26 protein-coding genes are annotated in these 24,686 nt (G+C 38.5%); 8 read left to right on the top strand and 18 right to left on the bottom strand.

What is annotated here, in order from left to right:
* Nucleotides 1-38 precede the first annotated feature (38 nt).
* Nucleotides 39-1,070, bottom strand: a complete 1,032-nt coding sequence (locus ABE41_RS09060) for a CAP domain-containing protein (protein WP_066289071.1) — start codon at nt 1,068-1,070, stop codon at nt 39-41.
* 108 nt (nt 1,071-1,178) lie between these two features.
* Nucleotides 1,179-1,607, bottom strand: a complete 429-nt coding sequence (locus ABE41_RS09055) for a CBS domain-containing protein (protein WP_066289069.1) — start codon at nt 1,605-1,607, stop codon at nt 1,179-1,181.
* 160 nt (nt 1,608-1,767) lie between these two features.
* Here ABE41_RS09055 and ABE41_RS09050 point away from each other — a divergent pair, with 160 nt between their 5' ends.
* The gene (locus tag ABE41_RS09050) at nt 1,768-2,118 is read left to right on the top strand and encodes a YugN family protein (RefSeq protein ID WP_066289067.1); all 351 of its coding nucleotides are present in this window, start codon (nt 1,768-1,770) and stop codon (nt 2,116-2,118) included.
* Between the two features lie 44 nt (nt 2,119-2,162).
* On the opposite strand, the gene ABE41_RS09045 is transcribed toward ABE41_RS09050, so the two are convergent.
* The 7 genes from ABE41_RS09045 to cyoE form a co-directional block, all read right to left on the bottom strand.
* Nucleotides 2,163-2,885: a nucleotidyltransferase domain-containing protein gene (locus tag ABE41_RS09045; RefSeq protein WP_367642149.1), complete on the bottom strand. Its 723-nt coding sequence runs from the start codon at nt 2,883-2,885 to the stop codon at nt 2,163-2,165.
* 97 nt (nt 2,886-2,982) lie between these two features.
* Entirely contained in the window at nt 2,983-3,852 is an 870-nt protein-coding gene (locus ABE41_RS09040) for a cytochrome c oxidase assembly protein (protein ID WP_172827347.1), read from the bottom strand.
* Between the two features lie 136 nt (nt 3,853-3,988).
* The gene (locus ABE41_RS09035) at nt 3,989-4,333 is read right to left on the bottom strand and encodes a cytochrome C oxidase subunit IV family protein (protein WP_066289065.1); all 345 of its coding nucleotides are present in this window, start codon (nt 4,331-4,333) and stop codon (nt 3,989-3,991) included.
* Between the two features lie 3 nt (nt 4,334-4,336).
* A complete protein-coding gene (locus ABE41_RS09030; RefSeq protein WP_066289063.1) occupies nt 4,337-4,957 on the bottom strand; it encodes a cytochrome c oxidase subunit 3 in 621 nt (206 codons plus the stop codon).
* Complete coding sequence (ctaD, locus tag ABE41_RS09025) at nt 4,957-6,801, bottom strand: cytochrome c oxidase subunit I (protein WP_066289060.1); 1,845 nt, start codon at nt 6,799-6,801, stop codon at nt 4,957-4,959. Before ctaD ends, ABE41_RS09030 begins: the two co-directional genes overlap by 1 nt.
* A 30-nt stretch (nt 6,802-6,831) precedes the next feature.
* Complete coding sequence (coxB, locus tag ABE41_RS09020) at nt 6,832-7,851, bottom strand: cytochrome c oxidase subunit II (RefSeq protein ID WP_066289058.1); 1,020 nt, start codon at nt 7,849-7,851, stop codon at nt 6,832-6,834.
* A 174-nt stretch (nt 7,852-8,025) separates the two neighbouring features.
* Nucleotides 8,026-8,919 carry a heme o synthase gene (gene cyoE / locus ABE41_RS09015; protein WP_066294745.1) on the bottom strand — a complete coding sequence of 298 codons (894 nt, stop codon included), beginning with the start codon at nt 8,917-8,919 and terminating at the stop codon, nt 8,026-8,028.
* Nucleotides 8,920-9,311: 392 nt separating this feature from the next.
* Here cyoE and ABE41_RS09010 point away from each other — a divergent pair, with 392 nt between their 5' ends.
* Entirely contained in the window at nt 9,312-10,196 is an 885-nt protein-coding gene (locus tag ABE41_RS09010) for a COX15/CtaA family protein (RefSeq protein WP_083207745.1), read from the top strand.
* Between the two features lie 598 nt (nt 10,197-10,794).
* On the opposite strand, the gene pyc is transcribed toward ABE41_RS09010, so the two are convergent.
* The 3 genes from pyc to ABE41_RS08995 form a co-directional block, all read right to left on the bottom strand.
* Entirely contained in the window at nt 10,795-14,238 is a 3,444-nt protein-coding gene (gene pyc / locus ABE41_RS09005; protein ID WP_066289057.1) for a pyruvate carboxylase, read from the bottom strand.
* Between the two features lie 22 nt (nt 14,239-14,260).
* The gene (gene ftsW, locus ABE41_RS09000; RefSeq protein ID WP_253805465.1) at nt 14,261-15,421 is read right to left on the bottom strand and encodes a putative lipid II flippase FtsW; all 1,161 of its coding nucleotides are present in this window, start codon (nt 15,419-15,421) and stop codon (nt 14,261-14,263) included.
* 198 nt (nt 15,422-15,619) lie between these two features.
* A complete protein-coding gene (locus ABE41_RS08995) occupies nt 15,620-15,889 on the bottom strand; it encodes an Fpa/YlaN family protein (protein ID WP_379837052.1) in 270 nt (89 codons plus the stop codon).
* 142 nt (nt 15,890-16,031) lie between these two features.
* Between ABE41_RS08995 and ABE41_RS08990 the strand changes: the two genes are divergently transcribed.
* Nucleotides 16,032-16,535 carry a hypothetical protein gene (locus ABE41_RS08990; RefSeq protein ID WP_066289043.1) on the top strand — a complete coding sequence of 168 codons (504 nt, stop codon included), beginning with the start codon at nt 16,032-16,034 and terminating at the stop codon, nt 16,533-16,535.
* A 50-nt stretch (nt 16,536-16,585) separates the two neighbouring features.
* Here the strand turns inward: ABE41_RS08990 and ABE41_RS08985 are convergent, their stop codons facing one another.
* Complete coding sequence (locus ABE41_RS08985; protein WP_066289038.1) at nt 16,586-17,920, bottom strand: PhoH family protein; 1,335 nt, start codon at nt 17,918-17,920, stop codon at nt 16,586-16,588.
* Nucleotides 17,921-18,058: 138 nt separating this feature from the next.
* On the opposite strand from ABE41_RS08985, the gene ABE41_RS08980 reads away from it, so the two are divergent.
* The 3 genes from ABE41_RS08980 to ABE41_RS08975 all read left to right on the top strand — a co-directional run bounded on the left by ABE41_RS08980 (nt 18,059) and on the right by ABE41_RS08975 (nt 19,731).
* Nucleotides 18,059-18,694, top strand: coding sequence for a YhcN/YlaJ family sporulation lipoprotein (locus tag ABE41_RS08980; RefSeq protein ID WP_083207744.1), 636 nt, complete (start codon nt 18,059-18,061; stop codon nt 18,692-18,694).
* Nucleotides 18,695-19,100: 406 nt separating this feature from the next.
* Complete coding sequence (locus tag ABE41_RS20630; RefSeq protein WP_083207743.1) at nt 19,101-19,301, top strand: YlaI family protein; 201 nt, start codon at nt 19,101-19,103, stop codon at nt 19,299-19,301.
* Nucleotides 19,291-19,731 carry a hypothetical protein gene (locus tag ABE41_RS08975; RefSeq protein WP_083207742.1) on the top strand — a complete coding sequence of 147 codons (441 nt, stop codon included), beginning with the start codon at nt 19,291-19,293 and terminating at the stop codon, nt 19,729-19,731. Before ABE41_RS20630 ends, ABE41_RS08975 begins: the two co-directional genes overlap by 11 nt.
* A gap of 1 nt (nt 19,732) precedes the next feature.
* On the opposite strand, the gene ABE41_RS08970 is transcribed toward ABE41_RS08975, so the two are convergent.
* The 3 genes from ABE41_RS08970 to typA all read right to left on the bottom strand — a co-directional run bounded on the left by ABE41_RS08970 (nt 19,733) and on the right by typA (nt 22,220).
* Nucleotides 19,733-20,011 carry a hypothetical protein gene (locus ABE41_RS08970; protein WP_066289033.1) on the bottom strand — a complete coding sequence of 93 codons (279 nt, stop codon included), beginning with the start codon at nt 20,009-20,011 and terminating at the stop codon, nt 19,733-19,735.
* Nucleotides 20,012-20,026: 15 nt separating this feature from the next.
* On the bottom strand, nt 20,027-20,305 hold the full coding sequence (locus ABE41_RS08965; protein WP_066294741.1) for a YlaH-like family protein: 279 nt from the start codon (nt 20,303-20,305) through the stop codon (nt 20,027-20,029).
* A gap of 79 nt (nt 20,306-20,384) precedes the next feature.
* Nucleotides 20,385-22,220 (bottom strand): translational GTPase TypA, encoded by a 1,836-nt coding sequence (typA, locus tag ABE41_RS08960; RefSeq protein ID WP_066289031.1) that lies wholly within the window; start codon nt 22,218-22,220, stop codon nt 20,385-20,387.
* A gap of 145 nt (nt 22,221-22,365) precedes the next feature.
* On the opposite strand from typA, the gene ABE41_RS21230 reads away from it, so the two are divergent.
* Nucleotides 22,366-22,536 carry a DUF5325 family protein gene (locus ABE41_RS21230; RefSeq protein ID WP_172827346.1) on the top strand — a complete coding sequence of 57 codons (171 nt, stop codon included), beginning with the start codon at nt 22,366-22,368 and terminating at the stop codon, nt 22,534-22,536.
* Nucleotides 22,537-22,786: 250 nt separating this feature from the next.
* On the opposite strand, the gene ABE41_RS08955 is transcribed toward ABE41_RS21230, so the two are convergent.
* The gene (locus ABE41_RS08955) at nt 22,787-23,584 is read right to left on the bottom strand and encodes an inositol monophosphatase family protein (protein WP_066289029.1); all 798 of its coding nucleotides are present in this window, start codon (nt 23,582-23,584) and stop codon (nt 22,787-22,789) included.
* Nucleotides 23,585-23,691: 107 nt separating this feature from the next.
* Complete coding sequence (locus ABE41_RS08950) at nt 23,692-23,880, bottom strand: hypothetical protein (RefSeq protein WP_066289027.1); 189 nt, start codon at nt 23,878-23,880, stop codon at nt 23,692-23,694.
* Nucleotides 23,881-24,047: 167 nt separating this feature from the next.
* On the opposite strand from ABE41_RS08950, the gene ABE41_RS08945 reads away from it, so the two are divergent.
* On the top strand, nt 24,048-24,677 hold the full coding sequence (locus ABE41_RS08945) for a YktB family protein (RefSeq protein ID WP_066289024.1): 630 nt from the start codon (nt 24,048-24,050) through the stop codon (nt 24,675-24,677).
* Nucleotides 24,678-24,686: the final 9 nt, after the last annotated feature.

The following is a 24,686-nucleotide window of genomic DNA, read 5'->3' as shown; positions in this document are numbered from 1 at the left end:
AATAAAGAAGAGCTGACTTATCAAGTCAGCTCTTTACTTCATTCAGCAGGAATAAGAAAGTTTTGTGTATAGTACTTCTTATAAGCACCTACCCCTAAATGGGTATATTCATCGTTTAGCATTGTATTTCGATGTCCTTCACTGTTCATCCAGCCCTCAACTGCTGCGATTCCATCAGTGTAGTTTGCAGCAATGTTTTCACCCGCTTGCATAAATTCTACATTTCCTTCCTGCAGCCGGTCTGAAAGTGTTCTTCCGTCTTTGCTCTCATGTGAAAAATATTGCTGTTCGAGCATGTCCTTAGAATGTAAGAAGGAAACATCTGATGTACTCTCATCCCATAGCAGCGGGTTCTTACTGTATTTCAATCTGATAATATTCGTCAGTTCAAAAATTTGCTGTTCCTCTGATTGATCAATGTTAATTTGTTGTTCTTCCGATATTTCATCAGTTTCCGGAAGGTCTCCCCTGTAAACAATAGAATAAGGTCTCTGTTTTAATAAAATATTCGATGTGGTGTATCTAACACTTGATAATTTATTTGTAAATTTATCAAAGTACAATTGTACCCATTTATCTTTACCAACATTAATTAGCGGTCTAAGCATTACTTCTTGTTCAGAAAGTTCAAATCTGAAAAAATTCTCACCATCGTTAATGGTAACATCACTTTCAATCGGATATTGCTTAATGATGCTGTTTGATGAATCACCAATGGTAAAAGGTTTCGTATTCAACTCAGAACCAATCGCAAAAATGGTAACGACTTTACCATTTTGAACACCAGCCTGCATGTATCCTTTAGGACTTCTGCTGCCATAAATCAGCCATTCATAATCATAAGCTGATGGATCAATTCTCTCGGGTTCTCCCCACTGCTTTTTAAAAGTATCTATATCTTTGCCCAGCCAATAAGATAAAGCGCCTTCTGGAATTTTTAATGGTTCTTCTATGTACTTTAATTTTGTTTCAGATGGTTCTTTTTCCAATGAAAATTCTGGCAGTACGTCATAAAAAAACAAACCAATCAAGATCACTACAGATAGAAAAAAAGTAACCAATCCACGCATAATGGTTCCCCCTGTGTCTTTCATCTTCTTATAGTTTAGCATATAGTGCGATTTACAGGGTTAATAAAAAAACAGCATCATCAATAAATGATGATACTGTTTAAGTACTTATTGCAATTGATCTCTCTGTTCTGAAACTTCACTTAAAGTATGTCCTGCCGCATTATCACTTTCTTTATTAAGAGAAATATCACCTAAGGAAATAATTCCTACTATTTTATTGTTCTCAACAATCGGAAGTCTTCTGATTTGTTTATCAGCCATAAGTTCAGCAGCTTCCTTCACGGTCATTTCAGGTGTTCCCGTATACAAATCTTCACTCATGATATCAGAAACTTGAGTAGAGCCCGGGCGTTTCTCTGCTACGCCTCTTACTACGATATCGCGGTCTGTAATTACCCCTATTATCTGTTCGTTTTCACAAACTGGTATAACACCTACATTATCTTGTTTCATTTTTACAGCTACTTCGTAGACATTATCCAATGGCGTTACAAAGTCTACATCTCTCGTCATAATATCACTTATCTTTTTCATAAAAAAATACCTCCTTAAATATTCATTTTGATACCTTTTATCTTTTGCGTTAAAAGAACAAATATGCATGTTTTTGACAATGATTGCATCTTTAGCGCTTTCATAATATCATTAAGAAGTGATTGTTATTTTTTATTGAATTTTCCTAGGAGGTTTCACAATGAAATTTGAAGAAAGCGGCTTAAACGGGAAGGTAATTGAATTCTCACTTTTAGAACATGTCATGGACAGCCACGGAATGATCCGCGCAGGGCAATGGGACTATGACCGTATTACATACGATTACAAATTTGAAGACATGACAAACGGCGATGTTTATTATTTCCGTTTTCCTTGCCACGTGATTGAGGGAGAAACTGAAACACCGCATGCTAAGATTGAACTTGGCACTCCATATTTAGGCAAGCATTATTATCCGCACGGTGTCGAATATGATGAAGAGTTTCCAAAACATGTCGTTAACCAATGCAACAAGTTGATTGAAGCACTTCATAATGAACTCCATGTATAAAATAAAAAAAATCCCTCAGATCATGATCATGAGGGATTTTTTTTCTATTCAGCTGCACTTTCAGGTGCTTGTGAAGAATAACCTTCAAAAAGCCTGCCTCCGTATGGAGCGATAGTTTCATCAACAAAATGAATCACACCTGCTTTTTCACGGCTGCTATAGTAAAGGTTAAACACCTCAGCAAAATCATCTGCAAATGATTCATTGAACTCCTTTAATGCCCTAATGATCCACTTACCTTCTCCAATCCAATGACCGTTGACTCTAAGCACAAATTCATGCGTTAAGTCGGCTAGCTTTGACACAATAAACAAATCCTCAATCTCATTGATTGATCCTTCTAAATCATTTAAAAGGTCTGTTATATGATATCTCGCTTTCTCAATTTCATTAGATCTCCATGGTGTAGGTCCTGCCTTTAAAAGTTGAAGTGCTTCATTTTTTATACGGGAAGCATGTCCGGTATCACGAAGAATGATGCCTTCTGCACACATTTGCGGAAGAGACGGTCTTGCTCTATCAATATTTTCTTTGAAAAAGTTTTTGTAAGTAAACATATTATGGACGAATACTTCTATTGGCCAACCGAATTCAGTCAAAGATTGGCGATACGATTCTCCAACAGTGCTGTCGATAATAATGATATCCAGATCGGAACTTTCCGTTTCTTCTCCTCTGACGACACTGCCAGCCAAATATGCTATTTCACAGTTTGGAAAATAAGATTCTATAAATTTGCTTGCTGCCTGTCTTGCGCTGATTCTCATAATTTTCTTCTCCTTCACAATTGGCTTCTATATATCATTCTACATAAAGCATGCCGTCCATTTTTTTTGACAAAAAAATAACCAGAACATAGGCTGGTTATTTCATCTCGGGATTAAGTCTGTTATTTTGACTTTTTATCATTTCTAAATCGGCTTTATCACGGGCTCGTTCTTTTTTCACCCATCTGAAGAATATTAAGCCTAATACAAATGCATAAATGACTTCTTGGAAAATCTTCATGGTAACACCGCCAACGTGCTGATCCTCGGATGGAGTCATTGCAGCATACAGCTGCGGAACATTCCTATAAGCTTCATATAGCTGATAATCAGCAAACATGATCAATGCACAGGCTGGTGTCATCAAAACTCCATTCGCAAAAACATATCCTACCTTCTTTATATCCGAAAGCGTATCAAGCTCCTTTACAGGACAAAGAACCGGCCACCACATCGTGAAAGCAGTCACGATAAGAACAAAGTGATAAGTATAATGCAGGAATACATTTGATACAGCAGCATCAAATACTATCGGTATATGATAAAAAGAAAAAAGAGTATTAAATACTAACAATGCTATTAAAGGTTTTGTGAGTGCTTTAAAAACACTTAAAATCAAAGGGCTTCTATCTAGCCAGTTTTTCCATTTTTGTTCTGGAACAGCCAATATGACCAAAGGTGCTATCATCAGGTATAATACAGCCATTTGTGCCATATGAACACTAAAGAGATAATGGTGCCCTAATATCTGAATAGGCGTTCCTTTTATAGCTATATAGAGAACAATAGATGATATCATTGCAGCTATATTCCACTTAGTCGCGATATTACTTCCGTCTTTTCCTTTTATGATCCATCGGAAATAAAGTATGGCAAGCAGGATTGAAATGATATATACAGATGGCGGATAAAGCTCACTCCAGCTAAACTCACTTAAACTCGTAGGCATATGATGATTATGATGCAATTTTGTCATCTCCTTTATCGATAGTACCCGTTTCTACTATAACAGTCTTTGGAAGTCTTGTAATGGCAAAACTGAGACAATTCTTAATTTTGTAACATATAAAAAAGGGCTGCATGAGATGCAGCCCTTCACATTATTACGATGTCCAGATCATTCCCATTAAGGAAGCTACTGTAATAGCTGCAACTAAAACACCGCTTGCCATTCCCCAAATTGGGAAGTCATGGCCTTTGTGGCTTAAGTGCATCCAGATATACAGCTGGAAGAACACTTGCACAACAGCCAAAGTAAGGATAAAGATGACAGCGAATGAATCACTGATCTTGTCACTCCAAATCGCGAAAAACGCAACGATCGTAAGAAGAATCATCATAACAAAGGAAACGTTATGGTGCTTTCGTTCCTCTTTTAAGGCAAGTTTACGCTGAATCTCCTCATGACGATGTACGGTTGGTTCAGTAGTTTTATGGTGATCAGCCATTGCTTACCCCACCTTTCCCATTAGATAAACAACTGTAAAAATGAATACCCATACAACATCGACAAAGTGCCAGTATAGTGCAAACAAATAATACTTAGGTGCGTTAGCTAATGTGATGCCTCTGTTCCAGTTTCTAGCTAATAATGTAGAAATCCATAAGATCCCGAATAGTACGTGACCTCCGTGGAACCCAACTAGTGTATAGAAAGCAGAACCAAATGCGGAGCTGGTAAATGTATGTCCTTCGTGAACATAGTGGATGAACTCGTAAATTTCAAGGCCCAAGAATCCAAGTCCTAATAGTAATGTTACGATAAACCATCCTTGCAAAGAACGTACTTTGTTTTGTTTTAATGAAAGAACTGCATATACACTCGTAAGTGAGCTTGTTAAAAGCAGCATGGTTGCAAGAAATACTAATGGCAGTGAAAATAATTCTTCACCAGACGGACCATCTAAATGCATATTTCTAAGACCAAGATACGTTCCAAAAAGAGTAGCAAATAGAACAGTCTCACCACCTAGGAAAAGCCAGAACCCTAAAAATTTATTTTTACCCTCAAGAGTAGCTTTTTCAGGGTGAGCAGGAAAATTATCATCTGTTAAACGTTCTCCAGCATTCATTAAGCTCTACCCCCTTTAATGTCTGCTTCTACTTCTTCTTTATGGATATGATATCCGTGGTCGTCTATAACAGAGCGAAGGAACATTGTGATTAATACTACTCCTAAACCAGCCCCGGCAACAATCCAATTCGCATAAATAAATCCAAAACCCGAAATAAACAAACCTAATGACATAATAAACGGAAGAATCGAGCCATTTGGCATGTGAATTTCCCCTACAGGTTCTGCTGGTGTCATTTCTCCATTACCAGCTGTTTTTTCTACATACAGTGCATCTAGACCGCGTACAAGCGGCGTTTGTGCAAAGTTGTATTCAGGTGTTGGAACTGGCATTGCCCATTCAAGAGTACGCCCATCCCAAGGATCTTTAGTTGTTGCATATTTAGATGAAGCAGAAATAACGATATTAATTAAAAGTACAATTGTTCCGGCACCCATAAGAATAGCACCGATCGTACTAACGAAGTTTGCTCCATCTAGGTCCTGACCAGACATATATGTATATACACGTCTAGGCATACCCATCAATCCTAACCAGTGCTGTGGAAAGAACGTTAGGTGGAATCCGATAAAGAACAACCAGAAGTTCCATTTTCCAAGAGTTTCATTCAGTACACGGTTAAACATTCTTGGATACCAGTAGTATAACCCGGCGAACAATCCTAAAATCAAACCTCCAACGATAACATAATGGAAGTGAGCTACTACGAAATAACTGTCATGGTACTGATAGTCTGCTGCGGGAACAGACAGCATAACCCCTGTAACTCCACCCATAACGAACGTAGGAATAAAACCAACTGCGAACAGCATGGCTGTTGTAAAACGGATTTGTCCCCCCCACATTGTGAAGATCCAGTTGAAGATCTTAACACCTGTAGGAATCGCAATTGCCATTGTTGCTACTGCAAAGATTGAGTTCGCAACCGGTCCAAGACCAACAGTAAACATGTGGTGGACCCATACCATAAATCCTAAGAAACCGATAAGTACTGTCGCAAATACCATTGCACTGTAACCAAACAAACGCTTGCTAGAGAATGTAGATACGATTTCAGAGATAATACCAAATGCAGGTAAGATCAAAATATATACTTCTGGGTGTCCAAATATCCAGAAAATATGCTCCCAGATTAATACGTTTCCGCCCATGTCCGCATTAAAGAAATTAGCCTCAAAAACACGTTCAAACATGAGTAGGAAAATACCTACTGTCAAAGCAGGGAATGCGAACAAAATAAGTCCAGAGGTTACGAATGAAGCCCATGTAAACAACGGCATACGCATAAATGTCATACCAGGTGCCCGCATATTAATAACAGTTACCAGGAAGTTAATACCCCCAGCAAGTGTCCCTGCCCCTGCAATCTGAAGACCCAGTACGTAGAAATCCACTCCAGTATCTTCCGCAACAGTTGACAATGGTGCGTAAGCTGTCCATCCAGCTTCAGGTGCTCCGCCTAAGAACCAGCTCAGGTTCAGCAATAGACCGCCAAAGAAAAATAACCAAAAACCTACTGCATTCACAAATGGGAATGCTACGTCACGCGCTCCGATCTGCAGTGGAAGGATCGCGTTCATAAAACCAAAGATAATCGGCATCGCTGCCAAGAAGATCATCGTTGTTCCGTGCATCGTTAATAATTGATTGTAAAGTTCACCAGTGAAGATTTTGCTGTCTGGTTCCATTAACTGAATACGCATTAAGATGGCTTCAAGTCCTCCGATTAAGAAGAAGAACCCGCCAGCCAAAAGATACAAAATACCGATTTTTTTATGGTCAACGGTAGTGAGCCAATCCATTAGCCCACTTCTCTTTTTGTGACTTTCGTGAGTTGCCACGGTGTAACCTCCTTTTTTCAATGCTTAAGACTATTTCAATTTAAGACCTAACAAGTAATCTGAAACAGCATCAATTTCCTCATCAGAAAGATTCACTTTTGGCATGTTGTTGCCTGGTTTCACTTCTTGAGGATCTTTTATCCATGCTTTCAGATTTTCTTTGTTATGTTCTAAGATACCTGCTACACGGTCTTTATCACCAAAACCAGTTAAGCTTGGTCCTGTGTTACCGCCTTCTTGTCCAACAGCGTGGCAAGATAAGCAGTTCTTTTCAAAGACTTGTTGTCCATTAGCATTAGCAGAAGATTTACCGTCTGCAGCCTTATAGCTTGCAACCCAGTTCTTATAGTCTTCTTTAGAAACAACTCTTACTTTGAAATCCATTAAAGCATGTGATGCACCACAAAGCTCGGCACACTTGCCTTTGTAAACAACATCTGTCTTGCTTCCAGTATCAAACCACATATAGTTCTTGTTTTTATCCCCAGGGTTTGTATCTGTTTTACCAGCTAATGACGGAATCCAGAATGAGTGGATAACATCAGCTGAAGATAGTTCCACGTGAACTTTTGTATCTGCAGGAAGTACTAATTCCTGTGAAGTAATTAACTCTTCTTTTGGATACTCAAATTCCCACCAATATTGGTGTCCAGTTACTTTAATGCTCAATTCATTTTTTGAAGCTGGTTTCGCATCTGCAGAAAATTCAAACGTTCTCATAACAGTTGGCACCGCTAAAATGATTAGCAAAAGAATAGGGATCACTGTCCATAACAACTCAAGCATGTGGTTACCTTCCACTTGCTTAGGTGTTGAAGTATCTCCTTTTTTCTTTCTAAACTTTAATAATACAAATGCATAAAGAACGAAAACTACCACTAGAACCAGAATCATAATACTAATTGAAATCAGCATTAGCTGGAACTGTTTGTCAGCAACTTCACCTTGCGGAATTAACGCCGATAGAGTCGGATCTCCGCACCCCATCAATAAGAGTGCCAACATGGCAAATAAGGAAACCAGACGTCCTTTTTGTAGCCATTTTTTCATCACTACATATACCCCACTTTCTCGTTGTAGTCTGTCTTGACTGATCTTCTTTCTATTCAATTCAAATAATTATATTTGAATGGAAATAGCTAAATAGCTTGTGAAAGCCCTTTTATGTAAAGGCAATTACAGGAACAGCGCAAAATTACGCTGTTCCAGAGTAAACAATACTTTTTATATATTAACTAGAATCATGGCAACAAACATGATTGTCATGTAATTCAATGAATAAACAAACATCATACGGGCCCATTTCATATCATCTTTCGTTTTTAATCCTGAAAGAGCCAAGATCAGCCATCCTGTACCTAATACAGCTGCTAGAATTAAATACAACATTCCAAAATCAAATAAGTAAAGTGATACTGGAAGCAATGCAGCCACATACCAGATCATCTGACGCTTAGTAATTCCGAAACCGGATACAACTGGAAGCATTGGTATGCCTGCTTTTCGATAATCTTCACAGCGTTTCATAGCCAGTGCCAGAAAGTGCGGCGGCTGCCATAAGAACATGATAAGGAATAAGATCCATGCTACCCAATGAAGGTTAGCATCTACTGCAGCCCAGCCGATTAACGGAGGCACTGCTCCAGATATTCCTCCAACAACCGTGTTAATTGAATGAGTGCGCTTTAGCCACAATGTATAAACGAAAACATATACAAAGAGTCCTATCAATCCAATTACTGCTGCTGTCGGTGTTGTCATAGCAAGCATTACTGTTCCTAGTGCAGATAGAATAATTCCTACCCAAAGGACTTGACTGGCAGAAATACGGCCTGTAGCAGTTGGTCTTTCAATTGTTCTTTCCATAAGCTGATCGATATCTCTGTCAATATAGTTATTTAAACAGCATCCTCCGGCAATAACTAGAGCAGCACCTAGTATACACAATACTAATGTAAGGATGTTGTCAGTAAACAAATAACTGTTATACTTGAGAGCCAGGAAAAATCCTGCAAAAGTTGTAATCAGGTTGCTCATTACAATACCAAGTTTAGCGATGGTTAAAAAGTCTTTCCAAGTACCCGTTGGATTTGCTTCTGAAAGAGGTCCTGGTTCCATAACCTTGTTAGCGGCTTCATATGCAGTTGGTGTTTTGCTCAACACAGATACACCTCCTTCTAAGGAAAAATTCAGTTCCAATTCTTTCTTCAAGTGTAAGATAAGCCCTCATTCATTCTATATGGGCTTGTAAGTAAAATCAACGGTTAAAAATTGTCTTTATCTGTTCACAATATGTAAAGTAGATTGATTTTCCCATATGATAGGATAAGATTATACAAAGAAAGTAAAGAAAATGTCCTTTAACATTATAAAACAAAACATGTACTTTGTATACTTCGACTAATACTGACAGTACCTTATATTATTTGTACTATCAGGCCGACCTTAATACTAGCAAATTTTTTTACAATTTTGTGAAGTTTATTGAACTTTAAAGCAGGTGAAAGAAATTGAAAAGAGCTTATCAAATTTATTCTATTATTACATCATTCGGCATGCTGCTCGTTCTACTTATGGGGGCAGTTGTTACAAAAACAGATTCAGGCGACGGCTGCGGTAATTCTTGGCCCCTTTGCTATGGAGAATTGCTGCCGACTCAGCCAAAGCTGGAAACGATCATTGAAGTCAGTCACCGCTATGTATCTGCATGGCTTGGTATTCTAGTAATTATTTTAGCAATATGGGCGTGGAAAAGAGATCCTCATAGAAAAGAAGTTAAAATACTAGCAGGATCTGCTGTATTTTTCATTGTTCTTCAAGGTCTTTTAGGAGCCGCTGCTGTTATATGGAGCCAATCATCAGCTGTACTCGCTTCACATTTTGGTTTCTCACTCGTATCATTTGCCAGTGTGCTGCTTCTTGCACTGCTATCTTTTGAAAAGCGTGAAGATCCATTTGTTGCTAGAGTTTCCGAAGCATTTAAAAAGAACCTCTATTGGCTCTTTGCTTACCTATATGCAGTTGTTTACACAGGTGCTCTTGTAAGGCATACAGGCTCAAGCATGGGATGCGGGCCAGAGTTCCCGTCGTGCAGCGGTACGATAGCTGATTTAGGTTCTCAAGCGAGCATACATCTGCTCCATCGGATTGCAGCTATTGTTCTATTAATTTGGATTATTTATTCCTGGTACCACGCTAGAAAGCATTATAAAGAACAAAAAGCACTAAATAAGGGGTTACAGTTTGCTGCGTTATTTGTTTTACTTCAAGGTATATCTGGCGCAATGATCGTCTTATCAAACTTAAACTTATTTGTTGCTTTATCACACGGATTAATTATTTCTTTCTTATTCGGAACACTTAGTTTTGTAGCCTTAATTGTTTATCGAAAATAGTTCATTAAAAGGCTGACAGAGGTTCTTCTATAGAACTTTTCTGTCAGCTATTTTTTTTAAAACGCTGTTATCTTAAACTTTGTTGCTCTTGAAAGTAGTTGATTTCCGTTACAGATGCTCACTTTCCGCGGGGCGTGCGGTGAGCCTCCACGGCGCTTTGCACCATTAGGAGTCTCACATTTAAGGAAGTTTGTGTGCTCCTGCGTCTACAAGGTAAATCTTTACTAAGTGTGTTCCTCGTTGCATGCCTTGCAAGAGGCATAATCAGGTGGCTGGCACGCACCTTGCACTACAATCACCTTGCGAGAAGAGCTCGTAGAAATGATTAATCCTTACAGTCAGAGGTATTTTTAACTTAATTTGACGAAATCCAATAATATATTCACCAAATAATGCAATTATTTCACCTTTAATGGCTACAATTTCACCTATCCGGCCTACAATTTCACCTATCTGGTCTATAATTTCACCTTTTCACAAGATATATTGCGAACCGGAAACTTCACAACATCCCCCATTAACAAATCACCATGTATACATGCGGAAACATAACTTTACCAACAAAAAGACGTCTCTTATTGAGACGCCTTTTTTGTAGTTATTTTTCCAATTCAATCAATAGATCACCAGCGCTGATGCCTTCTCCGTTTTGAACAGAAATGGATTTAACGCGTCCGTCAAATGGTGCTTGAACGGTTGTTTCCATCTTCATAGCTTCAGTAATCATCAAGTGATCACCCTTCTTCACTTTTTCACCTTGCTCAACCAGTACTTTAATTACCGTTCCTGGCATACTCGCACCGATTTGGGAAGGATTTGAAGGATCTACCTTTTGTTTAGCTGTAACCGTTACTTTTGCACTTTCGTCAATTACTACAATCTCACGTGACTGTCCGTTTAGCTCAAAATAGAGAACTCTAGATCCATCATTTTGAGCTTCACCGATTGAAACTAGTTTTACGATAAGCGTTTTTCCTTGTTCGATTTCAACTTCAATTTCTTCGCCTAATGTCATGCCATAGAAAAATGTAGGCGTATCAAGCACAGATACATCTCCAAATTGAGCATACATTTTCTCACGGTCTAAGAACACCTTAGGATACAATGCATAAGCGAGAACATCAAAGCTTGTCACTTGACGGTTGATCTTATGGAATAACGTTTCTTTAATATCATTAAAATCTGCAGCTTCAAGTGTTTCACCAGGTCTTACAGTTAATGGCTCTCTGCCTTTTAAGATGATCTGCTGAAGTTCTCGAGGGAAACCTTGATACGGCTGTCCAAGGTAACCTTGGAAGAATTCCACTACTGAATCTGGGAAGTCGAGTGATTCTCCTCTTTCGTATACTTCATCCTCAGTTAAGTTGTTTTGAACCATATAAAGTGCCATGTCCCCAACTACTTTAGAAGATGGCGTAACTTTAACAACATCCCCGAACATGTCATTAACTCTTCTGTACATCTGTTTCACTTCATCCCAGCGTTCTCCTAATCCGACTGCTTTTGCTTGCTGCTGGAGATTACTGAACTGGCCGCCAGGCATTTCATGTTCATATACCTCAGGATCTGGAGCAGTCATGTCGTTTTCAAAGCCAGCATAATACTTTCTAATATCTTCCCAATACGCGGACAGCTGATTTGCATTTTGAATGTTTAAATCAGGCTGTCTTTCGTTTCCAGTTAACGCATAATATAATGAGTTAGCGCTTGGCTGTGATGTTTGACCAGCCATTGAACTCAATGCAACATCCACAATATCTACACCGGCTTCTGCAGCTTTCGCATAGGTATAAATACCATTCCCGCTAGTATCGTGTGTATGGAGATGGATCGGGATATCAATTGAATCCTTCAGGGCTGACACAAGATCATAAGCAGCCTGTGGTTTTAAAAGACCTGCCATATCTTTAATTGCAAGAATATGAGCACCTTCTTGTTCAAGTTCCTTGGCAAGGTTCACATAATAGTTCAAATCGTATTTTGTACGGCTAGAGTCTAGAATATCACCTGTATAGCAAATAGCAGCTTCAGCAATTTTTCCTGTTTCACGAACTGCATGAATAGCAACTTTCATGCCTTCAACCCAGTTTAAGCTATCAAAGATTCTAAAGACATCTATTCCAGCCATTGCTGATTTTTTAACAAATTCTTCAATGACATTGTCTGGATAATTTTTGTATCCGACAGCATTCGATGCCCTTAAAAGCATTTGGAACAATACATTTGGAGCTTTTTCTCTAAGCTTTAAAAGCCTGTCCCACGGATCTTCATTTAAGAAGCGGTATGCTACATCAAACGTTGCTCCACCCCACATTTCCATGGAAAACATATCTGGCCAAAGTCTTGCAGTCGGCTCTGCGATATGAAGGAGATCGTTCGTTCTGACACGTGTTGCAAGCAGCGACTGATGACCATCACGGAATGTTGTATCAGTAAGCAATAGTTTCTTTTGATCCTTAACCCACTGAGCAACTGCTTCCGGACCTTCACTGTCCAACAATTGTTTTGTGCCATTAGGAATTGGTTCATAGTGTTTCACTTTAGGTATGCGAGGGTTATCAAACAATGGCTTCTCTTGCTTTTGAAGGCCAGGAAAGCCGTTAATAGTAGTCGCTCCGATATATGAGAGCATCTTCGTTCCTCTATCCTTGCGTTTAGGGAACACAAACAATTCACTGCTCGTATCAATAAAAGAAGTATCATAGTCTCCTGATAAGAATTTTTGGTGTGTAACAACGTTCTCTAGGAAAGCTATATTTGTTTTAATCCCGCGAATTCGGAATTCTTTTAAATTTCTTAACATTTTAGATGCAGCTTGTTCATAGGACAACGCCCATGTTGATACTTTCACAAGCAAGGAATCATAAAATGGCGTGATGACTGCACCCTGGTAGCCATTACCAGCGTCCAAACGAACTCCAAATCCGCCGCCTGAACGATATGCCATGATCTTTCCTGTATCAGGCATAAACTGGTTTGCTGGATCTTCAGTCGTAACACGTGATTGAATGGCATACCCATGACAATAAATATCTTGTTGCTTAGGAATTCCTAATTGCTTACTATGCAATGAGAAGCCCTGAGCGATAAGGATTTGTGATTGAACTATGTCGATGCCGGTTACCATTTCTGTAATTGTATGTTCAACCTGAACTCGAGGATTGACTTCAATAAAATAAAACTCTCCGGACGGAGTAACAAGATATTCTACTGTACCTGCATTTACATATCCTACATGCTCCATTAAAGAAACCGCAGATTCACAAATTTCATGACGCAATTCCTCAGTTAATGAAACGCTTGGTGCTACCTCAACTACTTTTTGATGTCTTCTTTGAACAGAACAGTCACGCTCATATAAATGTACGAGATTTCCTTCATAGTCTCCAAGGATCTGTACTTCGATATGTTTAGGTTTATCTAAGAATTTTTCAACATAAACTTCATCCTTACCAAAAGCCGCCTTAGCTTCAGACTTGGCTCTTTCAAAGCTTTCAGCTAATGAATTTTCACTTCTCACGATTCGCATACCTCGGCCGCCGCCGCCCATGGAAGCTTTAATAATAATCGGAAATCCATTTTCTTCTGCAAATGTTTTAACTTCTTCTAAAGAGTTAACAGGACCATCACTTCCTGGGATAACCGGAATGTTGGCGTCGATAGCTGCTTGTCTCGCTTTTACTTTATCTCCGAAAACATCAAGATGTTTTTCTTCCGGTCCGATAAAGATAATTCCTTCTTCACGGCATCGCTCTGCAAACTCTTTATTTTCTGACAAGAAACCATAGCCTGGATGAATCCCATCTATTCCGTTTGCTTTTGCTATTTCAATAATACCTTCAATATCGAGATAAGCATCAATCGGTTTTTTTCCTTCTCCGACCAGGTAAGCTTCATCTGCCTTATAACGATGATAGGAACCAGTATCTTCCTTTGAATATATTGCTACAGTTCGAATATCCAGTTCTGTACATGCTCTGAAAATTCGGATTGCAATTTCTCCTCGGTTTGCTACTAAAACTTTGCTGATTTTTCTGCTCATACAAGTTCCTCTCCTTTTACCGTTACATAATCGCTTTTAAGCTTTTGTTTTTTACATTCGGTTGTTTGTCAGGCACTTTCTTATTCAGTTTTACTTTTGCAGAAATATTTATTAGAATCCCCATCGATGTCAGAAACAAGAGAAGGGAAGATCCACCATAAGATATAAAAGGAAGCGGTACACCAGTAATAGGCAATAAACCTACTGCTGCTCCTAAGTTAACAACTGTCTGAATACCAATCATCCCAGATATTCCAAAAGCAAGGAGGCTCGTGTAAGTGTCATCGCTCTGCATACCGATCCAGAATCCCTTCAATACGATATACCCTAAAAGAGCAATAATTAAAAACACTCCTATGAAACCTAATTCCTCAGCGATGATCGCTATAATGAAATCAGTATGGGGTTCAGGCAAGAAGCCGTACTTTTGAATGCTTTGTCCTAGACCGCTTCCAGTTAACCCGCCTGCGGCGATAGAAATATATCCGTTAACTAGCTGATATCCATCACCCGCCGGATTTTTAAAGGGGGCATAAGCTGCATCAAATCGTGAAAGCTGTTCATCACTTAGCTTAAAGTAAATTCCGAGTCCCACAATTCCGGCTAATGCTGCCATTGAAAAAATATGTTTAAATTTAATCCCTGAGCAAAAAAGGATAATTCCTGCAACACCCGCGACAATCAGTGCTGTACCTAGATCCGGCTGCAAAATAATCAATATAAACATTATGGCAAAGATACTAAGAGGAGGAATGACTCCTTTTTTAAAGTCATGCATTTTACCTTGTTTTTTTGAATAGATTGCGGCCAAGTAGATGGCTAGAGTTAATTTAATGAACTCTGCAGGCTGAATTCCGACAGGTCCTATGTATAACCAGCTTTTTGCATTATTTACTTCCCGGCCAAATAGTAATACGGCAACAAGTACTCCTATGGATATCAGTACGATGGGCAGCATTAATTTTTTATAGATTTGTACGTTGAATCTCATTGTAAAGTACATGAGAAGTATTCCTGCTATTAAAAAGATAAGCTGTCTGGTGAAGAAAAAACTGCTGCTATAGTCGTATTTATTGATCGTTACCCCTATACTCGCGCTGTATATCATGACTAAACCAGTACTGCACAATAATAGTACGGCCACTAAAAGAGAATAGTCATAGGGTCTTACTGCTTTTTTCACGTTGTCCACCTTTCTCCTCTCTAAATTCATAATTATTAGATATTGTAACACATAAAATCTTTTTCTTATTGATTCAACCCGGCGACAATCTCTATAAATATATTATTTCGTAACGTTTTTTCAGTTTTTGATTAAAAATATTACTTCTTCATAAATATAAAAAAATCCAGTCCAAATGTTTTTCGGACTGGCTGTGTATCATTTTTTCATAGATGCATCATGCAATGCAGTAAGCTGCTTTTCGAGCGATTCTAATAATTGTTTCCCCGCATCTTCTTCTACAAGATTTAAGCGGACTGCAAAATCTATTTCACGGGATAAACCAAACATTTGCGTATCCAATACTTCCTCATAGAGGGGACATTGTGGCATTGTTAAGTTTTCCATTTGAACTTCAATCAATTTCAGGATTTTGTCTGCATCTGCTTTTAAGAGTTCAAATGCCCTTTCCCGATGTCCAGTTGCCATCTCAGCTGACAATGATCATCCCTCCGTTCGCACGAATTTCTACCTTTAAATATAAAGGTTTGTCTAAAAAAAATCAACATATTACAGTATTCACATAATCATGCTATGCTTTTAATAGCGTTTTCAAATCAAGGAGGTACATATGGAATTTATAGTTGCACTTAATGGGAAGGTTAACTACCCGCTTACTTTAGATCCAGGTGTCTGGATTTTTGATGATAGAAAAGAGGATCTGAGCACGTTGTTCGATAAGCAGGGAGACAAAGAAAGCGAGCAAGAGAAATATTTAAAGGATGTCTCTGCTCACTGGGACAGAGAATTGCAGGAAGGTGCAATCCCTCCTTCTGAAAAAGATAAGCAAAAACCGAAGACAACTTTAAAAGAAACGCTTCTTACAAGTTCCTTTGCTATATCTTTATCTTATTTTATCTATAATGCACAACCGCACCCTGACGCAGAAAAAGTACTCATTGAATCAGGGGACGGAAATGTAGAAATCACAATTAAAGAAGCTCAAGATGGTTACTTAGCTTTTTCCGAAAACGGAAAACCATTAAAAACGGATGGGCCGGTTCACTTTTATTTTGGTGACGGACGTAACAAAGAAAACCCAATTAAGCGCATTACAGCTATCACACTTTTTTAAAAAATAGTCAGGAATGATAAAAGGCAGCTCTTTCTGGAGCTGTTTTTTGTTTACAGCAGATCTGCTGCAATTTGTGCCAACGAAGAACGTTCACCTTTTTCCAGCCGCACATGTCCGCTTACTGCTTGGTCTTTAAATTTTTCCACCACATACGTTAGTCCGTTTGTAAATTCGTCCAAATAAGGATGATCAATTTGCTGAGGGTCACCGAGCAAAACAATTTTACTTCCTTCCCCTACCCTTGTAAGAATCGTTTTTACTTCATGCTTAGTAAGGTTTTGGGCTTCATCTATAATAATAAACTGATCCGGAAGACTTCTTCCCCTGATGTAAGTGAGTGCTTCAACATGTATGGAACCAATGCCAGCTAGGATTTTTTCAAGTTCCCCTTGCTTTTTTGTATTGAAAAGGTATTCGAGATTATCATAGACAGGCTGCATCCAAGGTTTAAGTTTTTCTTCTTTTTCTCCTGGCAAATAGCCGATATCCTTTCCAACGGGTACAATTGGGCGTGCGATGAACAATTTGATATAATCCTTCAAGTCTTCTGTCTGAAGCAGTGCTGCAGCCAGTGTTATCAAGGTCTTTCCTGTTCCTGCTTTTCCAATCAGTGTAACAAGCGGAAGGTCTTTTCGAAGCAAAAGTTCAAATGCCATCTTTTGCTGTACATTTCTAGCACGGATTCCCCAGATGTGCTCTGAATCATAACGCAAGTGCTTAAGGGTTTTACCGAACTCGTCTACTTTCCCAAGAGCCGAAACGGATGACCTGAATACATCTTTCAAGATGACAAATTGATGGGGGTAAAATGAGTGCCCTGTAAGTTCGATGAGCTGAAGTTCATTCTTCTCATAAAATTTACTCAGAAGTTCCCCTTGTACATAAATTTCTTTATAGCCCGTATATGTCTGGTCATTCTTATCGATAACCCTGTCACTTAAAAAATCTTCTGCTTCTATACCTAAAGCATCTGCCTTTACACGGACCAATACATCTTTTGAAACTAATATCACTTTCACACCGCTCTTTTTTGCCTCTTCTTCTTGTTTTAAATTCAAAGTAACAGCTAATATCCGATTATCGTTTGAAGGTTCAACAAACGTTTCCTGAAGCCTTTGAAAAGATTTATGGTTAAGCTCAACACGAAGTTTGCCTCCATTTTCAAGTGGAACACCTTGATGCAGTTTGCCATTCTGTCTTACACGGTCAATTAATCGGGAAACTTCTCTTGCATTCCTCCCAATTTCGTCCATATAACGTTTCTTGGAATCCACTTCTTCTAAAACTACAGCTGGTATGATCACTTCACTGTCTCCAAATGATTGTATGGAATAAGGATCCTGCAAAAGCACGTTTGTATCTAGGACGTATCGTTTATTCAACATTCAGCCTCCTGACTTAAATGTAATCCTATCTATTAAGTGCATTTTTATGGACTGCCTACTAAAAATGTATGTATGAAGGAATAAAGTTAGAAGAATGAACAAAAAATAACGGAAATGACTTGGAAGGACTGATATTCATTGAAAACACTACGAATAGCTGCAGTCTTAAGCGCAATCTTTGTTCTATTTGGCTGCATGAACGAAAATAATAACGATAATGCACAGCAAGCTGATAAAAATACTCCACGTCTTACTAAGGTAAATCAAACTGCAGAAAGCAAAAAACCAGATCAGCCAAAAGGCTCTCAGGAAGTATCACGGCATCTTGTCGGACTGGCTACAGGAATTCCTGGTGTTGAAGATGCTACAGCTGTAGTATTAGGCCCATATGCCGTTGTTGGTATAGATGTAGACCGGAAGCTTGATAATTCACGAGTTGGTTCGATTAAATATTCCGTTGCAGAAGCTCTTAAAAATGATCCTAACGGCAAAAATGCAGTTGTAACTGCAGATCCTGATGTCGTTGAAAGACTGCGGCAAATGGGCAGACAGATACGCCAAGGGCATCCTATCGGAGGAATCGCTAATGAATTAGCTGGAATTGTTGGCCGATTAATGCCGCAAGTTCCACACAGCCTTCAAACGGAAAAGCCTTCTCCAACAGAAACAAATAACAGCCAGCTTTCTGAAAAAGAGGAACGTCAGCTGAAAAATAACCAACAAAAGCAAGAAAAAGCAGATAAAAATCAGCCGCAGCGTTTAAAAGAAAGCTGAAATTATGAAGACTGATGAGGGATGAATTCGATAACTTCCTTTGTCAGTCTTTTTTATGGAAGGTTTTTTTGACTGATGCTCGCTTTACGAAGGTACTGTCAGAAAGTAGCAAAGCGTTTTTTCATGCGGAAACAACTCCCTTAAATTGTAAAATTATATGATGAGGGGTCATTTTTGTGTGATGTTCTACCTTTTTTATGTGATGAACACTATTTTTTATGTGATTTGAGTTTTTCCCATCTAATAAAACGAGGATTTCTTATATTTTGTTCGTTTCAGACGCACATCCTTAATAAAAGTCCTCTTGAAAAATACGATGACCACCTTGCTCCTCTATAGTGCTTCGATTCCTTTACTTAATTTACAATTTTCTTTATGGTATACTGTTTGAAAGAGGTGAAATACGATGCGTGTAAAATGCGTATTATGCGATAATATTGAAGTTATTGAAAATGAATGTTCACTTGCAAAGAAGTTACGAAATAGACCGATACACACCTTTATGTGCGAACCATGCAAAGAGCGAATCACTAGAAAAACAGCCCGGCGGGAAGCTACAGGTAATTTTACTTTATACAGAAGTCCAGATACGAACAATGACTGGTAACCGTTTATCGGATTGGACTTTATTTGGTACAATTGCCGGCGCCTTGCTGGCTTGTTTTTTTTATGCAATAGAACAAGGATTTGAAATTAATCTTTATACTTTTTTGGTGAATATTGACTTTTTGCCATTACCTGATTACATTATTTATTCATACCTGATACAGTTCATATCGCATTTAGTGATAACAGTGATTTTGATCGCTGTTATTGATATTCTGTCTGCAAGATTTAATCATCCAATCGGTATTTCTGTAATCATTAACACAATTATGTCCTTTACCTTTTTTCCTCTTTATCAAATCGCCGTTACAAAGCCTTTCCACCCTCCATTTATCTTGCCATTTACACTTTGGTTTATCGGACACCTTTTATTTGCTGTCCTAATCGGATACTTTGTTTCAATTCTGCATAAAAAAAAGGAGCGCTACTAATTCAGCACTCCTCGTTAAACCTTGGTTCATTTTGAATTCCTTCGTATAAAGCATCCACTGCATCAACAAAAAATCGTTCTGTGCGTTCAACGCCGTTCACTTCGAATAAGACGATGTAAAACGGTCCTTGAATGGAAACAGATTGTATTTTTACTTGGTGATCTTCTTTTAATATCTCACTAAAAAATTCAAAGGTATCCTCGGCAGCCAAATCGTTAGGACGTTCTTCATGCACTTTTTTTATGCTTAGCCAATTGGAAAGAGCATCGACGAGTTTCATGTTGAACCTCCTGTTTTAGCTGGTTTCTTTTTTGCTTTGATATAATCTTACTTTGTAAATAATCAGGATAAGAGCTGCCACTATCAATCCTTCAGCTACGGGAAGTCCGATTCCAAAGAACGCTAAAGGCATACAGCCGATGATTAAAAACAAATAAATCAATGCTGATTTTAATGGCGGCAGTTTTTTTGCGAATCCTAATTTAAAAACAATAATGCTTAGCACTGTAATGATTAAATACAACAGCAAGAAAGCTCTGACAGGGTCATTTTCAATACCCAACAGCAAAGCCATTGAGGACGAATCTTCACCTGTCGCTTTCATAATTTCTTGTTCTTTCACGATTCCCACTCCCGCTTCTTAAAAGTTAAGTTTAGCCTTGAGCAAGTTTCTTTTTCTTCTCTACTCTTTCACGTTCGTTCTTATCTAAAATCTTTTTACGAAGACGAATGCTCTCTGGTGTTACTTCGCAATACTCATCATCGTTCAAGTACTCTAATGCTTCTTCAAGCGACATAACACGAGGCTTTTTCATTGTTACAGTCTGGTCTTTGTTAGCTGAACGCATGTTTGTCATCTGCTTCACTTTTACAATGTTTACAGTGATATCGTTTTCGCGAGTATGTTCCCCAACGATCATTCCCATGTAAACTTCTGTACCTGGCTCAATAAAAATCGTACCGCGGTCTTCAACACCCATGATTCCGTATTGAGATGCTTTTCCATTCTCCATAGAAACTAGAACACCTTGACGACGTCCGCCAACGTTTCCAGCAACCATTGGCTGATAGCTGTCAAACGTATGGTTCAAGATTCCATATCCGCGAGTCTGTGTTAAGAACTCTGTTGTATAACCGATCAATCCGCGAGCTGGTACCATGAATTCAAGACGTACTTGGCCTGAACCATTGTTAACCATGTTTTTCATTTCACCTTTACGGTCACCTAATGATTCCATGATTGCACCTGTGTATTCTTCAGGAATATCGATTTGAACATGTTCAACAGGTTCACATTTCACACCATCAATTTCACGAACGATTACTTCAGGCTTTGATACTTGAAGCTCAAATCCTTCACGACGTAAGTTTTCAATTAAAATTGAAAGGTGAAGCTCACCACGGCCAGAAACTGTCCAAACATCTGGAGAATCAGTATTTTCAACACGTAAGCTCACGTCTGTTTCTAATTCTGACATTAAACGCTCTTCAATTTTACGGCTCGTTACATATTTACCTTCTCGACCAGCAAATGGTGAGTTGTTTACTAAGAATGTCATTTTTAAAGTTGGCTCATCAATACGAAGTACAGGAAGTGCTTCTTCTTGGCCTTCTGGACATACTGTTTCACCAACGTTGATTTCTTCCATTCCAGAAACTGCAATAAGATCTCCGGCTTTTGCTTCTTGAATTTCAATTCGCTTCAAACCAAGGAAACCAAACAATTTAGTAACACGGAACTTTTTCACTGATCCATCAAGCTTCATTAAAGATACTGCTTGTCCAACTTTAATTGTACCGCGGAACACACGACCAATACCAATACGGCCAAGATAGTCGTTGTAATCAAGCATTGTAACTTGGAACTGAAGCGCCTCATCACTGTTATCTTCTGGTGCAGGAATTGTTTCAATGATCGTATCAAGCAATGCTGTCATGTTTTCATCTTGCTTGCTAGGGTCCATACTTGCTGTCCCTTTAAGTGCAGATGCATAAACTACAGGGAATTCTAATTGATCTTCTTCAGCACCCAGTTCAATAAATAGATCGATCACTTCGTCTACTACTTCTTCTGGACGTGCAAAATCACGATCGATTTTGTTAACAACTACGATTGGTGTTAATTTTTGTTCTAATGCTTTTTTCAGTACGAAACGAGTTTGAGGCATACATCCCTCATATGCATCGACAACAAGTAGTACACCATCAACCATTTTCATGATACGTTCAACTTCACCACCGAAGTCGGCATGTCCTGGTGTATCCATAATGTTAATGCGTTTCTCGTTATAGTTAATCGCTGTGTTCTTAGCTAAGATCGTAATCCCGCGCTCACGTTCCAAGTCGTTGGAATCCATTGCACGTTCATTAACCTGTTCATTGTCACGGAATGTTCCTGATTGGTGAAGCAGTTTGTCAACCAATGTTGTTTTTCCGTGGTCAACGTGGGCGATAATCGCTATATTGCGTAAATCATCTCTTCTATTCAAAATTATTCTCTCCTTATATCCTATCTCTTTTTCTTATCTTTTTTTGTTCAACTTGACTATTATATCACAAATTTATAAAAGGCTTTTTCTTTTTATGTAAATTCGTTACACTTATTATGCAGCATATTTACATTTGGAGGTCATCATGAACGGAGTTTTCCTTATTATTGCCTTTCTTACAGCTCTTGCCATATGCGGAGTGGGTGTGGCTATCGGCGAAAAAAGTTTACTTATTTTTATCATATCCATCGTTTCCATTTTCATTTTGATGGGATTTGGATTTTCATTAAAGAAAAAGCAAAGAGAGCGTTCATAAAGAAGGCTCTCTTTCTTTTTATTATAGACTGTTTTGTAACCTTTGCTGATGTATGAAGTGGTTGATTTCCATTCCAGGAGCTCGCTTTCCGCGGGGCGTGCGGTGAGCCTCCTCGGCGCTCCTTGCGCCTGCGGGGTCTCACCTGTACCGCTGCTCCCGCAGGAGTCTCGCTCCTTCCTTTACAATCAACAGATCAAGGAAGACTACTCACAAATTCTATCCATAAGCAACAATCTTTTAGAAAACAGCATTACTTTATTAAATGTTTTAACATCTCTTCATGCAAACCAGGCTTAGCTGCTAATATGCTGTTTTGTTCAAGCAGCTGTATTGGTTTGCCATTTGTTTTTGTTGCGATCCCTCCTACTTCATTCAGAAGAATTAGACCAGCAGCAAAATCCCATGGAGACAATCTCATTGTCATATAGGCATCCAGTTTGCCTGATGCCACATAAGCTAGTTCAATTGCAGCAGAACCGTACGAACGTGTTCCTCTGGATTTTCTTACGATTTCCTGTACGTTCTCGTGATTTATTCTTTTGTTTGGACCTACCCATGTTGCATTTACTCCAACAACCGCTTCAGAAAGTGCTGCCTTATCTAATTTAGAAAGTTTTAAATCATTTAAATAAGCTCCTTCTCCATCTTTGGCAAAATAAAGATTTTTGCTTCCAACATCATATATCAAACCCATTTTTCCTGATCCGTTTTCATAGATGCCAATAGAAATAGCAAAATTCGATTGCTGATGAATAAAATTTGTAGTCCCGTCGATCGGGTCAATGATCCAAATGATACCAGACTTATCTTGGATATCATCCCCATACCCTTCTTCACCTAGGACTCTGTGTTCAGGGAATGTATTTTGTATTTTATCAATAAAAAACTTTTCAATATTCTTATCCATATTTGTGACGAGGTCAGCAATATGTGATTTATATGTAATCGTTAATGTATTTTCAAATGACTTCTGTAACAGCTCTGCGGCTTCAATCGTCCAAGCTTTAGCTAACTGTTCAATCTTTCTCCACTTTTCTTTTTCCATCATTTCACCCCTTGCCTTTCCTATAGTATATGACAATTCCTACTTGTTCACAAAAAAACGAACCATCCGTTCATGATGGATTCGTTTTTGCTACCCGCTATTTTTTTGAATCATGCCTCAAGTCTCACGAGCTCCAGCCTTAATCTTTCGAGCTTACGTTTAGAATCATTGATTTGTTTCTGATCTTTTGATTTTAAGGCATCAAACAAGGTAGCTAACTCATAATCAATCTCAAGTTTTAATACTGGAATTCTTCTTTCTGCATCCGTTCTTTTTAAGGTATTCATTACTTGTTTCATATCGCCGGCACATCCTTTCTTTTTTCGTTTTCATGTTTTATATATTTTATGAAGGACTGAGGTATAGTGAAACGGCACTTTGCGGAATCTAATGCAAACATTTTTTTATAAAACAGCTTCTGTGATAAACTTTTTTTGTATCGTTTTATAATCAGGAGGAAACATTCATGACATTCACTGGATTTAATGAGCAGGATTTTAATGTGTTTAAGACAGATGGTCTTGAGCAGCGAATGGATCAAATCATTACCCATATACGACCTAAACTCGAGGTGCTTGGCGCTAAGTATGCTGATGAACTTACAGGGTTAACAGGAGAAGAAATGTTCTATCATGTAGCTAAACATGCAAGACGCACTGTAAATCCGCCAAAGGATACATGGGTAGCTTTTGCTCCAAATAAAAGAGGGTACAAAATGCTGCCACATTTTCAGATTGGATTATTTGAAACACATGTGTTTATCTGGTTTGCTCTTATATATGAATCACCAATAAAGGATTCATATGGCAAAACCTTTCTAAAGAAACTTAACAAGGTAAAAAAGGAGATTCCCGATTCCTTTGTTTGGTCTGACGATCATACAAAGCCAGATAGCTATAAACATAGCGAAGTAAAAAAGAAAAGATTAAAAGAAATGGCTGAACGTCTAAGTTCTGTTAAAAAAGCCGAATTGCTTTGCGGTGTCCATATCTCTAAAGATGAAGCGATTGCTATGTCGGAAGACGAATGGTACACACGGATCTCTGAAACATTTAAAACCCTTTTACCTCTTTACAACTTGAAGAAACATCTGTAATAAAAAAAG

The sequence above is a fragment of the Fictibacillus arsenicus genome (assembly GCF_001642935.1).
GTDB classification, from domain to species: Bacteria; Bacillota; Bacilli; order Bacillales; family Fictibacillaceae; genus Fictibacillus; species Fictibacillus arsenicus_B.
Note: the sequence above shows the minus strand (reverse complement) of the source record. Positions and strands in the feature narration are given on the sequence as shown.